We start from the raw sequence: 12,628 nt of genomic DNA on the forward strand, positions 1-12,628 counted from the left end.
GCTGTAGTGACATTTTAGGGATTCACGGCGCCGGGTCTTTGTGATTCAACAGTGGCTTTTGGAGGCTGGTGTGGAAGGCGAGGTACTTCGGGACGATCAATGGGAGCGATTGCGGGAGTTCGTTCCGGGCGGGCGCAAGGGTAAGCGTGGTCCGCGTAGCGACGGCAGGCGTTTTCTCGATGCCTTGCTGTGGCTGGCGCGCTCAGGCGGTCGTTGGCGCGATCTTCCCGAACGCTTTGGTCCCTATCAGACAGCCAAGCGGCGCTATTATCGCTGGATCGAGCAGGGTGTGATCGACCGGATATTCGCGGCGGTGTCCGATGATCCCGACATCGAATGGCTGGCGATCGATGCCACTGTCATCCGCGCTCAGGCTCAAGCGGCAGGGGCTCGGATAAAAAGGGGGGCGTTCAAGCCCAGGCTCTCGGGCGGTCGAGAGGTGGGTTCGGCACCAAAATCCACGCCGTAGTCGATGCCCTCGGTCTGCCGATCCGCTTCATTCTTGGCCCCGGACAGCAAAACGACATGGCTCCAGCCTGCGACCTGATCCGGGGCATCCCGGCAGGCAAGGTGCTGGCGGATCGCGCCTACGATGCCGACCGCCTGCATGACCTCATCTACGAGCAAGGCGGCGAGCCGGTCATCCCACCACGCCGCCACCGCAAGTACCAACACGGCTACGACCGCATCGCCTACAAACAGCGTTGGGGCATCGAAGGATTCTTCGCCAAACTCAAACAATGGCGGCGCATCGCAACACGCTACGACAAGCTCGCCCCCAACTTCCTCGGATTTGTCAAACTCGCCAGCATCATGCTCTGGCTCAAATGATTAAATCGTCACCTCAGCCTAGAGCGATTTCGAGGCGGGCGGTATCGCCCGCCGGCTCGGAAATCGCGGTCAACCAATTACCGCATCGCGCCCGGCTGGTAGCGCAGTTTGGCGGCATTGACCTTGTCGAGCAGGCTGGCGATCGATTCCGGCGAGGCGGTCGCGCGGCCGGGCATGGCGACATCGTTCATCCGGTGGCTGAGCGCGGAAAAGGCCCTGTCAATTTGGCTGTCGATACGGGTCATGGGACATCCCTTATGAAGCGATATCCCGCTTGTCGACGGCCTCGGTTAACAAGGCGTAAACCATGCGGCGAACCGAATCAGAGCATCGTGCGGAAAAGTGAGAACCGGTTTTAGCTACGCTGGCCTTCGGCTCCGCTTCAACGATGCGACCACGCAAACTGGAGCGCGCGCCCAGCATCGAATTCAATGCAGCGCGCTCCATAGGCAGGCGCGCAGCCCCTCGCGATAGGTCGGATAGCGTGGCGCCCAGCCCAGCAACCGCTTGGCCCTGCCATTGGCGACCCGGCGATTTTCGGCGTAGAAGGACCGCGCCATCGGCGACAGTTGCGCCTCCTCCAGCGTCAGCAGCGGCGGCACGGGCTGGCGCAGTATCGCGCAGGCTTCCTCGATCAGTCGGTTCTGCGCGCAGGGCAGGTCGTCCGACAGATTATAGATGCCCGGCGGCCCCCGATGGAGCGAGGCGGCAATACCCGCGACGATATCGTCCACATGGGCGCGGCTGAATATCTGGTCGGGCAGGTCGATGCGATGCGCCCGTCCTTCCTGCACCCGATCGAGCGCCGATCGGCCGGGACCATAGATGCCCGGTAGGCGAAAACGGCGCATGTCAGGGCGAAGCGCGCCCCAATCCGTATCGGCCTGCGTGCGAGCGGCGCGGCGGCCAAAGCCTATGGCGCTGCTTTCATCGACCCATGCCCCCGCCGCATCGCCATAGACGCCGGTGGAAGACAGATAGCCGGTCCAGATCGCCGGTGCTGCGGCCATGTCCGCGCCGTAACGGGTCAGGACGGGATCGGCATCGCCTTCGGGCGGGACGGAGGATAGGATGTGCGTGGCCTGCGCGATCGTGGCGCGCACGGCGCTCACGTCATCGAAGGCGAGCGCCTCGGCATCGGCCGCGCGACGGACGCCGCTGATCCGCCAGCCCTCGGCGCGTAGTCGGCTGGCAAGGCGTGAGGCGGTATAGCCCATGCCGAGGATGAGCATGTGCGGCATCACACCATCTCCGTTCGGCAGATGCTCAGACCGTGAAGCTCTCGCCGCAGCCGCAGCTGCCCTTGGCATTGGGATTGTTGAACACGAAGCCGGCGGTGAAGTCATCCTCCACCCAGTCCATCGTCGATCCCACCAGATAGAGCACCGACGCACCGTCGATGTAGAAGATGCCGCCGGGCGTCTCGATCTTCTCGTCGAACCGGACTTCCTCGGAGACATAGTCGACCGAATAGGCCAGCCCCGAGCAGCCGCGCTTGGGGGTGGAGAGCTTGACACCGATCGTGCCTTCGGGCGCTTGGCGCATCAGGTCGGCGATGCGGGCTTCCGCGCTCGGCGTCAGGACGACGGCGGCGGGGCGGGCGCGGGTCTTGGTCTCGACAGTCATCAGAGCATTCCCAGTTCGAGTTTGGCCTCATCCGACATCTTGCCCGGATCCCATGGCGGATCCCAGACGAGGTTGACCTCGACATCGCCGACGCCGGGCACCGCGCCGACGCGCAGTTCGACCTCGCCGGGCATAGATTCGGCTACCGGGCAATGCGGCGTGGTCAGCGTCATGGTGACGACCGCATGGCCGCCATCTGTGATGTCCACGCCGTAGATCAGGCCCAGATCATAGATGTTGACCGGAATTTCGGGGTCGAAGATTTCCTTGAGCGCGTCGATGATCGCATCATAGAGATCGCCTCCCGGCTCACCAGCGGGCAGTTCCGCAGGCTTCTGCGCCAGAAACCCGTCCAGATAGTCGCGCTGGCGCTGGCCAGAATCGAACGACTCTTCGACCCGCGCCTTGGGCGGGGTTTCCACCGCGTCCACTTCTTCCACCAGAATCTTGCGTTCCTCGGAATGAGATTCAGTCATTGGCGAAGATTTTCCTCACTCGTTCAAGTCCTTGCACCAGCGCATCCACGTCGCTGTCGTCGCTGTAGATGCCGAAGCTGGCCCGCGCGGTCGCCTCGACGCCCAGATGGCGCATCAGCGGCTGTGCGCAATGATGGCCGGCCCGGATCGCGACGCCCGTTTCGTCCAATATGGTGCCGACATCGTGTGGATGCACCCCCTCGACCTCGAAAGAAAGGATGCCGGCCGAATCGTCGGGCCCGAAGACGCGCACGCTGTTGATCTGCTCCAGAGCGGTCCGCGCCTTGGCCACCAGCGCGCATTCATGGGCGTGAATCGCGTCCAGCCCGATGCCCTGCACATAGTCGATCGCGGCAGAGAGGCCGACGACGCCGGTGATATGCGGCGTCCCTGCCTCGAACCGCGTCGGCGCGGGAGCATAGGTCGTCTTTTCGAACGTCACCTTGTCGATCATCGATCCGCCGCCCTGATAGGGCGGCATGGCGTCGAGCAGTTCCTTGCGGCCCCACAGCACGCCGATGCCGGTCGGGCCATAAAGCTTGTGCGCAGAAAAGACGTAGAAGTCGCAATCGAGCGCCTGCACATCGACAGCCAGCCGCGGCACCGCCTGACAGCCGTCGATCAAAATCTTCGCGCCGACCATATGGGCGATGTCGGCGGCGCGGCGGCAATCGAGGACGCTGCCCAGTACGTTCGACACATGGGCCAGCGCGACCATGCGATGCTGCGGCGTGATCATGGCGCGCATGGCGTCCAGGTCGATCCGGCCATCTTCCATCAGCGGCACCACGTCGATCGCCGCGCCGACCTTCTCCGCCACGATCTGCCACGGCACGATATTGCTGTGATGCTCTAGGCAAGAGAGCAGGATGCGGTCGCCTGCCTTGAGTTGCTTCCCCGCCCAGCATTGCGCGACGAGGTTGATGCCCTCGGTCGCGCCACGGACATAGACGATCTCGCTGTCCGAAGCCGCGCCTATGAAGCCCGCGACCTTTCGCCGCGCCGCTTCATAGGCCAGCGTCATATTGGCCGACCGCTCATAGACGCCGCGATGGACCGTCGCATAGTCCGGGCCATAGGCGCGGGCGATGGCGTCGATCACGGCATTGGGCTTCTGCGCGGTGGCGGCGCTGTCCAGATAATGCCAGTCGCCGACTCCGGGGAAGTCGTCCCGCAATCGCAACCCCTGGGCGAGATCGGTCATACCAGCGCCCCCAGCTTGGCAAGCGCGGCCGCTTCAAGGCTGTCCTTGACCGCCTCGTCCGCGACATCGTCGAACACGCCGGCAACGAAGGAGCGCAGCAGCAGCGTCTTGGCGGTCGCCGGGTCCATGCCGCGCGACGCCATGTAGAACAGGGCCTGCCTGTCCAGTTCGCCCACCGTCGCGCCATGGGCGCATTTCACGTCGTCGGCGTAGATTTCCAGCTCCGGCTTGGCGTTCGCCGTGGCGGTGCGGTCCAGCAGCATCGCCTTGATCGACTGGAAGGCATCGGTGCGCTGCGCATCGCGCGCGACATTGATGCTGCCGAGATAGCTGCCCGTCGCGCGCTGCCCCAGGATCGACCTTATGGTCTGGCCGCTGGTCGAATCCGGCTTCGCATGGGTGACGCTGGTGATGATTTCCAGCGTCTGATCGCCGCCGCCGATGATCGCGCCGTTCAGTTCGAAATGCGCGTTGCTGCCGAGCGTCACGGTGAAGGTCACACGCCCCAGTCTGCCGCCGATGTTGAGCACATGGAAATCGCACCGCGCCCCGTCCGCGATGGTGATGACATAGTCATGCACCGCCGCCGCACCATCGACCGCATCCTGCAACAGATGGTGGCGCGCCGTTTCGCCCGCAGCCACGTCGATGCGGGTCGGCGCGGGCGTCGGCCACACGGTTGCCAGCGCGTCCAGGTCGCTATAGCGCCATTCTTCGGCCTTGCGGGTGGGCAGCGTCAGGGCGTTCACGCGGCCACCACATCAGCATAGCCTTCGCGTTCCAGTTCCAGCGCCAGCTCGGGACCGCCCGACTTCACGATCCGGCCCGCCGCCAGCACATGGACGAAGTCCGGCTTCACATAGTCGAGCAACCGCTGATAATGGGTGATGAGCAGCACGGCCTTGTCGGGCTTGCGCATGATGGCGTTAATGCCCGCGCCCACGGTCTTGAGCGCATCGATGTCGAGGCCCGAGTCCGTTTCGTCCAGGATCGCCAGCTTGGGGTCGAGGATGCCCATCTGCACCATTTCGGCGCGCTTCTTCTCGCCGCCGGAAAAGCCGACATTCACCGGACGCTTCAGCATCTCCATGTCGAGGCCCAGCAGACCGGCCTTTTCCTTGGCCAGCTTGATGAACTCGCCGCCGTTCAGTTCCTTCTCTCCGCGCGCGCGGCGCTGCGAATTGAGGCTCTCGCGCAGGAATTGCAGGTTGGAGACGCCCGGAATCTCGACCGGATACTGGAAGCCCAGGAACAGGCCGGCCGCGGCGCGTTCATGCGGCTCCATCTCGAACAGGTCCATACCTTCGAAGGTTGCAGTGCCGCCGGTCACTTCATAGTTCGGACGGCCGCCGAGCGTATAGGCCAGCGTCGACTTGCCCGCGCCGTTCGGCCCCATGATCGCGTGGATTTCGCCCGCGTTGATGGACAGCGACAGACCCTTGAGGATCGCCTTGCCGTCGATTTCGTTGGTGAGGTTTTCGATCGTCAGCATCACTTATCCCCGAAAATCACTTGCCCTGCGCGCGCTGGAGCGTTCGCGCGGTCCAGAAAGCCATGTCGCGCACGTCGCCCGGCGCGGGAAACAGCGTGTCGATATGGCGCTTGATCGGCATATAGGGCCACCAGTCGGCGCCCGGCTCCGGCGCGCCCTTTTCCAGCAGCGCGACGACGAATTCGCTGACCGGACCCATGCGGGCGAGGTTGGGCGCCTTCGCCTTGTGGAACGCCTTGTCGGTGCGCAGCTTCTCGGTGAAGGCGACGTCGCCCTTCTCCAGCGCGGCGCGACTCTCCGCCTCAAACGCATCGAGATCGCCGAAATCCTTGGCGGCACGGGCCTGAAGCTCGCCTTCCTCCAGCTCATAATCCTCGGTCAGGATACGGATCGCGGCGGTCCACGCTTGGCCATTGCCGACATCCTCCGCGAAATCGGCGAGGGCATCCTGGATATCGTCTTCGTCGCTCAACTTACTCGTCCTTCAAGCTCTCAAATCCACGTCACCCCGGACTTGATCCGGGGTCCCACTGCCTTCACGCCCCACCCATGAAAAGCGGGGTGCCGGATCAAGTCCGGCATGATGGGAAGGCGCAGGACAAATTTAGCCCACGCTGCCTTCTAGGCTGATGCCCAGCAGCTTCTGGGCCTCGACGGCGAACTCCATCGGCAGCTGTTGCAGCACTTCCTTCGCAAACCCGTTGACGATCAGACTCACCGCGCTTTCCTGATCCAGCCCGCGCTGCATCGCGTAGAATAGCTGGTCGTCGCTGATCTTGCTCGTCGTCGCCTCATGCTCGATCTGCGCGCTCGGATTGCGCACCTCGATATAGGGCACGGTATGTGCGCCGCACTGGTCGCCCAGCAGCAGGCTGTCGCACTGGGTGAAGTTGCGCACGCCCTCCGCGCCCGGCGCCACGCGCACCAGCCCGCGATAGGTATTGTTCGAGCGACCCGCGCTGATGCCCTTGGACACGATGGTCGAACGCGACCCCTTGCCATTGTGGATCATCTTGGTGCCGGTATCGGCCTGTTGCAGATTATTGGTCAGCGCGACGGAGTAGAACTCGCCCACGCTATTTTCGCCGTTCAGCACGCAGGACGGATATTTCCACGTAATCGCCGACCCGGTTTCCACCTGCGTCCAAGACACCTTGCTGTTGCGGCCCTGGCACAGCGCCCGCTTGGTCACGAAATTATAGATGCCGCCCTTGCCATTCTCGTCGCCCGGATACCAGTTCTGGACGGTGGAATATTTGATCTCGGCATCATCCAGGGCGACCAGTTCCACGACCGCGGCGTGGAGCTGATTCTCGTCGCGCATCGGTGCGGTGCAGCCTTCGAGATAGGAGACATAGCTGCCCTCGTCTGCGACGATCAAAGTCCGCTCGAACTGCCCCGTATTCTCCGCATTGATACGGAAATAGGTGCTGAGTTCCATCGGACAGCGCACGCCCTTGGGGATGTAGACGAAGGTGCCGTCGGAAAAGACCGCGCAGTTCAAGGTGGCGAAATAATTGTCGTGCATCGGCACGACCTTGCCCAGCCACTTCTTCACCAGATCGGGAAATTCGCGCACCGCCTCGCTGATCGAGCGGAAGATGACGCCCGCTTCCTCCAGCTCCTTGCGGAAGGTGGTGGCGACCGAGACGCTGTCGAACACGGCGTCGACCGCGACCTTGCGGCTGCTCTTCACGCCCGCCAGCATCTCCTGCTCGGCGATGGGAATGCCCAGCTTCTGATAAGTCGCCAGAATTTCCGGGTCGACCTCATCCAGCGAGTTCAGCTCCGCCTTCTTCTTCGGCTCGGCATAATAATAGGCGTCCTGATAGTCGATCGGCGGAATGTTGAGCTTGGCCCAGTCCGGCGATTCCATCTTCTGCCACATGGCGAAGGCCTTCAGCCGCCATTCCAGCAGCCATTCCGGCTCATTCTTCTTGGCCGAAATGAAGCGGACCGTATCCTCGTTGAGGCCCTTGGGCGCGAAATCCTGCTCGATGGCCGACGACCAGCCATGCTCGTAGGTGGAGGCGCGCTCGGCGGCCTCATGCGCTTCGAGGTTGCGAATCGTGGTCGTTTCTTCGGTCATGCCATTTCTCGTGTCAGGCTGGCGATGGTGACGCCCGCGAGCGCCTCGCGGATCGCATTGTTCGCGACATTCATGTGCGGGCGAATGCGGCAATCGCTTTCCAGATTGCAGTCATGCGCACCCTGTTCGCTACAGGCGGTCATGGCGATCGGCCCTTCGACCGCCTCGACCACGTCCGCCAGGGTGATGGCGGCGGGCGGGCGCGACAGTCGCACGCCGCCGCCGGTGCCGCGGCTCGATTCGAGCAGACCGGCGGCCGACAGGCGGCTCACCAGCTTCTGCGCCGTGGGCAGCGGGATGCCGGTTTCCGCGCTCAGCGTCGTCGCGTTCATCCGCGTGAATCTTTGATTACCCGCCGCGTCAAGCGCAGCGTGGCCGCAATGGCGCGCGGCGGCGGACATCAGCACGACCGCATAATCGGCGAAGCTCGACAGTTTCATAGCTTCCGGCACGTCCCAAGTTGCGAACCATTCTCAAATCGGACTGATTCCATCCGATTGGGGGCATGTGGTCGCAAGCGGGTCCTGAATCAAGGAATTTTTGCTTGGGGCGCGCTAACTCAACCGATTGAGCACCGCCACGTCGCTGCCCAGCGAACGGCGCAGCAGGGTCAGCTGCGCCACGGCGGTCGGCTCGGTCTGCAACTGGTGCGGGGTCAGGCCGATGAAATGCTTGATCTCCCGAATGAAGTGCGACTGATCGTAAAAGCCTGCCTCCTCGCACAATTGCTGCCAGCTATCGCCGTCGAGCGCGATCCGGGCCGAGCAGCGCAGCGCGCGATATTTACGGGCGAGCAGCTTGGGCGGCGCGCCATAATATTTGTTGGTGAGTCGTGCCAGTTGGCGCGGCGACAAGGAGGTGGTCTCCACCAGCGCCTCGATCCGCGGCGACCCTTCGCCGATCAGCCAGGCATCGACCGCTGCCAGCAATTCCCAGATCGCCTGGCGCACCGGTTTGACCAGGCGTCCCAATTCCTTCCAGCATAAGGCGGCCATGTCTTCGGCCTGCCCGTCTTCCATTTCGCGCAAGCGGTCCAGCAGCGCGCCATAGGCCGGTCCGCGTTCTGCCACCAGGTCGCACAGCCGATCGGCCAGTCCGCTCGCATCCCCCCCATGGAGCGACATCCAGCCGGCCGGCAGCAGCGACACGCCCAGAACGCATGCCTGTCCTTCCAGCGCGAAGCGGGTTGCCCCCATGGTCGGCCCCAGCAGGCACACCGGCGGCGTCGCCATGACCGCCCCGTCCTGAAAATGATAATCCCCGCTGCCCGTCAGCATGAAGCGCAATTGCGGCACGTCGGCACGGGTCGCATCGGCATAATTGTCGGCCGATACGCTGAAGAGATAGAGCGATCCGAAATAGGCGCGCAGATGTTCGGGCGGCGCGAAATAGCGCAACCGGACCGGGCCTTGCGCCGCGGCAACGGCATAGGAAAGCGGTCCCCCATGATCCGGCAAGGCGACATTGCCGCCTCGCCCGTTCTTCTGATGCAACCCCATATTTACACCCCAGGCGACAACTATGCGCCAATCCCGTCCGGGTGCAAGGGACCGGGCGGGAAAAGCGCATTTTTCATGCCTCTTTTCGGCGATGAAAATGCGCAGGAAAAAAATGACCCGGCGGTTCATCACCGCCGGGTCAGGAAAAGGTCTCATTCGGCCATTGGCCTAAGAGCCTTCGGGTCGCAAGACGGCTTTACGCCCGAATCAGTGAAATTTTATTGGATGGATCGGACATTTTCCCGTCCGAAACGGTCTCATTCATGACGTTTCCTGTCATGAAATGTCATTGTCGGGCGCATGTGACCGATCAGCCACAGTGACTCGACGGCTGCGTGCGGCGCTGGCATAGCGCGCGCCTATGTTATCTTTTTCGACTCCCTACCGCCTCATCCGCCCATTGCTTTTCACGCTCGATGCCGAGCGCGCCCATAATCTGTCGATCGCTGCGCTGCGGATGATGCCGACGCCGCGACCGCTGCCGACCGATCCGATGCTGGAAACGACGGTCGCGGGCATCCGCTTCCCCAACCCGGTCGGGCTTGCGGCAGGCTATGACAAGGATGGCCGGGTCGCGCACAAGATGCATGGCCTGGGCTTCGGCTTTGCCGAGCTGGGCACGCTGACCCCGCTCGCCCAGCCGGGCAATCCCCAGCCGCGCCTGTTCCGCTTGGTGGAGGATCGCGCCGTCATCAACCGTTTCGGTTTCAACAATGGCGGACAGGGCGCCGCGGCCGACCGCATCGCCCGCTATCGTCGCCCACGGGGCGAAGGGCCGGTGATCGGCATCAATATCGGCGCGAACAAGGACGCGACCGCCGCCGGGCGCGGTATTGCCGATTATGTGACCGGCGTCACCTGCATGGCGCCGCTGGCCGACTATCTGACGGTCAACATCTCCTCGCCCAACACGCCGGGCCTGCGCGCGCTTCAGGGGCGGGCGGCGCTCGACGATCTGCTCGGCGCGGTCATGGCCGCACGGGGCAGCGACACGACACAAAATGGGGGGCGCGTGCCTCCCATTTTCCTGAAAGTCGCGCCCGATCTCGAACCCGCCGATGTCGAGGATATCGCCGCCGCCTGCATCGACCATCGCATCGACGCGCTGATCGTGTCCAACACCACCATCACCCGCCCCGCGCTGCAATCGGCCCATGCCGGGGAGACGGGCGGCCTGTCCGGTGCGCCGCTCACCGACCTGTCGCAGGCGCGGCTCAAGGATTTCCGCCGCCTGCTGGGCACGAAGCTGCCGCTGATCGGGGTCGGCGGCATAGCAAATGGTGCGCAGGCCTATGCCCGCATCCGCGCCGGCGCCTCGCTGGTGCAGCTCTACAGCGCGCTGGTCTATGAAGGGCCGTATCTGGCGAAGCGCATCAATGCCGAGTTGAAGATGCTGATGATCCGCGACGGGGTGCGCAACATCGCCGATCTGGTCGGCGTGGACATTTGATCCATAACCCCGGTCTATCACGGGGTTGCGAAGCGCTGTCGCGGCGATAGGGTGCCGGGCATGACGTCCCGCCTGACCGGCCTGCTGGCCCCCTTCGCCCTCATCTCCCTGATCCCGGCCACCGCTTTCGCCCGTGAGCCGGTATCGACCAACGCCACAGTGTCCGCCGCCGACCCGCGCGCCGCGCAGGCGGGGCAGGACATCCTGCGCCAGGGCGGCAGCGCCACCGACGCGGCGATCGCGATGATGCTCGCCCTCAACGTCGTGGAGCCGCACAATAGCGGCATCGGCGGCGGCGGCTTTCTGATGCACCATGACGGCCGCACCGGCCTGCTGGAATCGATCGACGGGCGCGAAACCGCCCCTGCCGCCGCGCGTCCCGACCGCTTCATCGGTCCCGATGGCAAGGTGATGCCCTTTCGCCAGGCTTGGCCCGGCGGCTACTCCGTGGGCGTGCCGGGCAATCTCCGCCTTGCCTGGGATGCGCACAAAAAATGGGGCAAGCTCCCTTGGGCCGACCTGTTCCAGCCTGCCATCCGCTATGCGCAGGACGGGTTCGAGGTGCGCGAGCGGCTTGACACCGCCATGCGCGCGGTCGCGCCGATCTGGGCCGACTTCCCCGAGATCCAGAAATATTTCTGGATCGACGGCAAGCCCGCGCCCAAGGGCACGATCCTCAAAAACCCGCCACTCGCTGCTCTGTTCAAGCGCGTCGCGGCGGAAGGGCCGGACGCCTTCTACACCGGCGAGAATGCGAAGCTGCTCGCCGCCGCCGTCACCAATGCGCCGAAAAATCCGGTGCCGATGACCGAGGCCGACATCGCCGCCTATCAGGCCAAGCCGCGCAAGCCGGTTTGCGGCAAATATCGGGTCTATACCGTGTGCGGCATGGGGCCGGTGTCGTCGGGTGGCATCACCGTGCTCGAAATTCTTGGCATGGTGGAACGCTTCCCGCTCGCGCAGTGGGGCAAGGATGATCCGCGCTCCTGGCATGTCATCGGTGAAGCGATGCAACTGGCCTATGCCGACCGCGACACCTGGCTCGGCGATCCCGATTTCGTCTCGGTGCCGATCGGCGGCATGATCGACCCCGCCTATCTCAAACAGCGTTCTTCGCTGATCCGCCTCAACAAGGCGCTCACCACCTACAAACCCGGCACGCCGCCCGGCGCGCAGCCGCGCACGACCGCCTTGCCCCAAGCCGAAAGCGGCACCAGCCACTTCGTCGCGGTCGACCATGATGGCGACATCGCCGCCTGGACCTCCACCATCGAAAGCTTCTTCGGCAGCCAGCTGGTGGCGAACGGCGTCATCCTCAACAATGAACTGACCGATTTCAGCCTGACCCCGGAAAAGGACGGCAAGCCCGTCGCCAACCGGGTGGAGGCGGGCAAACGGCCGCTCTCCTCCATGTCGCCGACCATCGTCTATGATGAGGCGGGCACGCCCATCTTCACCGTCGGCGCGGCGGGCGGCAAGACCATCATCATGCAGGTGGCCAAGGCGCTGATCGCCCATTTCGACTGGGGCCTGTCGGCGCAGGACTCGATCGCGCACGGGTTGATCTTCTTCAACGGCGACGGGCTGGTGCTGGAACAGGGCACCTCGCTGGAAGCGATGAAGGCGCCGCTGGAGAAGCTGGGCCACCGCGTGACCGTCAACCGCCTCGGCCTTAAGGCCAATGCGGCGGAGCGGATGCCCGACGGCCGCTGGGTCGGCGCCGCCGACCCGCGCAGCCCCGGCGTGTCGTTGCAGGAATGAGGTGAGGGCAGGTCGCTCGGAGAGGTCGATAGTGGCCGGACGTCCGACATTTATTCCACGTCATCCCGGGCTTGACCCGGCATCCCGCTTCTTCTTCCAGGCCCAGCACTTAAACAGGCAGCGGGACCCCGGCTCAAGGCCGGGGTGACGAAGGTTGGGAGCGACCGCTCCTCAAATCCAACCCACAAAAAAGGGCGGCC

13 protein-coding genes and 1 pseudogene are annotated in these 12,628 nt (G+C 64.1%); 3 read left to right on the top strand and 11 right to left on the bottom strand.

Translation table 11 applies throughout. From position 1 onward, the window contains the following. Nucleotides 1-70 precede the first annotated feature (70 nt). Nucleotides 71-831 (top strand): annotated as a pseudogene (locus DM806_RS13870) (IS5 family transposase). Between the two features lie 77 nt (nt 832-908). On the opposite strand, the gene DM806_RS13875 reads toward DM806_RS13870, so the two are convergent. From DM806_RS13875 to DM806_RS13925, 11 genes are all read right to left on the bottom strand, one after another. Beyond that, nucleotides 909-1,076 (bottom strand): hypothetical protein, encoded by a 168-nt coding sequence (locus DM806_RS13875; protein WP_179043791.1) that lies wholly within the window; start codon nt 1,074-1,076, stop codon nt 909-911. A gap of 183 nt (nt 1,077-1,259) precedes the next feature. Beyond that, entirely contained in the window at nt 1,260-2,072 is an 813-nt protein-coding gene (locus DM806_RS13880) for an SDR family NAD(P)-dependent oxidoreductase (RefSeq protein WP_179043792.1), read from the bottom strand. 25 nt (nt 2,073-2,097) lie between these two features. Next, nucleotides 2,098-2,457, bottom strand: a complete 360-nt coding sequence (locus DM806_RS13885; RefSeq protein WP_179043793.1) for a HesB/IscA family protein — start codon at nt 2,455-2,457, stop codon at nt 2,098-2,100. Beyond that, the gene (locus DM806_RS13890; RefSeq protein ID WP_179043794.1) at nt 2,457-2,933 is read right to left on the bottom strand and encodes an SUF system Fe-S cluster assembly protein; all 477 of its coding nucleotides are present in this window, start codon (nt 2,931-2,933) and stop codon (nt 2,457-2,459) included. Before DM806_RS13890 ends, DM806_RS13885 begins: the two co-directional genes overlap by 1 nt. Continuing rightward, nucleotides 2,926-4,137, bottom strand: coding sequence for a cysteine desulfurase (locus tag DM806_RS13895; RefSeq protein ID WP_179043795.1), 1,212 nt, complete (start codon nt 4,135-4,137; stop codon nt 2,926-2,928). The genes DM806_RS13890 and DM806_RS13895 overlap by 8 nt, the downstream gene beginning before the upstream one ends. Then, nucleotides 4,134-4,886, bottom strand: coding sequence for a SufD family Fe-S cluster assembly protein (locus tag DM806_RS13900; protein ID WP_179043796.1), 753 nt, complete (start codon nt 4,884-4,886; stop codon nt 4,134-4,136). The genes DM806_RS13895 and DM806_RS13900 overlap by 4 nt, the downstream gene beginning before the upstream one ends. Next, nucleotides 4,883-5,629 carry a Fe-S cluster assembly ATPase SufC gene (gene sufC / locus DM806_RS13905; RefSeq protein WP_179043797.1) on the bottom strand — a complete coding sequence of 249 codons (747 nt, stop codon included), beginning with the start codon at nt 5,627-5,629 and terminating at the stop codon, nt 4,883-4,885. The genes DM806_RS13900 and sufC overlap by 4 nt, the downstream gene beginning before the upstream one ends. 16 nt (nt 5,630-5,645) lie before the next feature. Next, nucleotides 5,646-6,101: a hypothetical protein gene (locus DM806_RS13910; RefSeq protein ID WP_179043798.1), complete on the bottom strand. Its 456-nt coding sequence runs from the start codon at nt 6,099-6,101 to the stop codon at nt 5,646-5,648. 132 nt (nt 6,102-6,233) lie between these two features. Beyond that, nucleotides 6,234-7,718 carry a Fe-S cluster assembly protein SufB gene (gene sufB / locus DM806_RS13915; protein WP_179043799.1) on the bottom strand — a complete coding sequence of 495 codons (1,485 nt, stop codon included), beginning with the start codon at nt 7,716-7,718 and terminating at the stop codon, nt 6,234-6,236. After that, entirely contained in the window at nt 7,715-8,158 is a 444-nt protein-coding gene (locus tag DM806_RS13920; protein ID WP_179043800.1) for an RrF2 family transcriptional regulator, read from the bottom strand. The genes sufB and DM806_RS13920 overlap by 4 nt, the downstream gene beginning before the upstream one ends. Before the next feature lie 114 nt (nt 8,159-8,272). Further along, a complete protein-coding gene (locus tag DM806_RS13925) occupies nt 8,273-9,217 on the bottom strand; it encodes a helix-turn-helix transcriptional regulator (RefSeq protein WP_179043801.1) in 945 nt (314 codons plus the stop codon). 361 nt (nt 9,218-9,578) lie between these two features. On the opposite strand from DM806_RS13925, the gene DM806_RS13930 reads away from it, so the two are divergent. Then, nucleotides 9,579-10,667 (top strand): quinone-dependent dihydroorotate dehydrogenase, encoded by a 1,089-nt coding sequence (locus DM806_RS13930; protein ID WP_179043802.1) that lies wholly within the window; start codon nt 9,579-9,581, stop codon nt 10,665-10,667. Nucleotides 10,668-10,727: 60 nt separating this feature from the next. Beyond that, complete coding sequence (ggt, locus tag DM806_RS13935; protein ID WP_179043803.1) at nt 10,728-12,428, top strand: gamma-glutamyltransferase; 1,701 nt, start codon at nt 10,728-10,730, stop codon at nt 12,426-12,428. Nucleotides 12,429-12,628 lie beyond the last annotated feature (200 nt).

The organism is Sphingobium lactosutens (assembly GCF_013393185.1).
Classification (GTDB): domain Bacteria; phylum Pseudomonadota; class Alphaproteobacteria; order Sphingomonadales; family Sphingomonadaceae; genus Sphingobium; species Sphingobium lactosutens_A.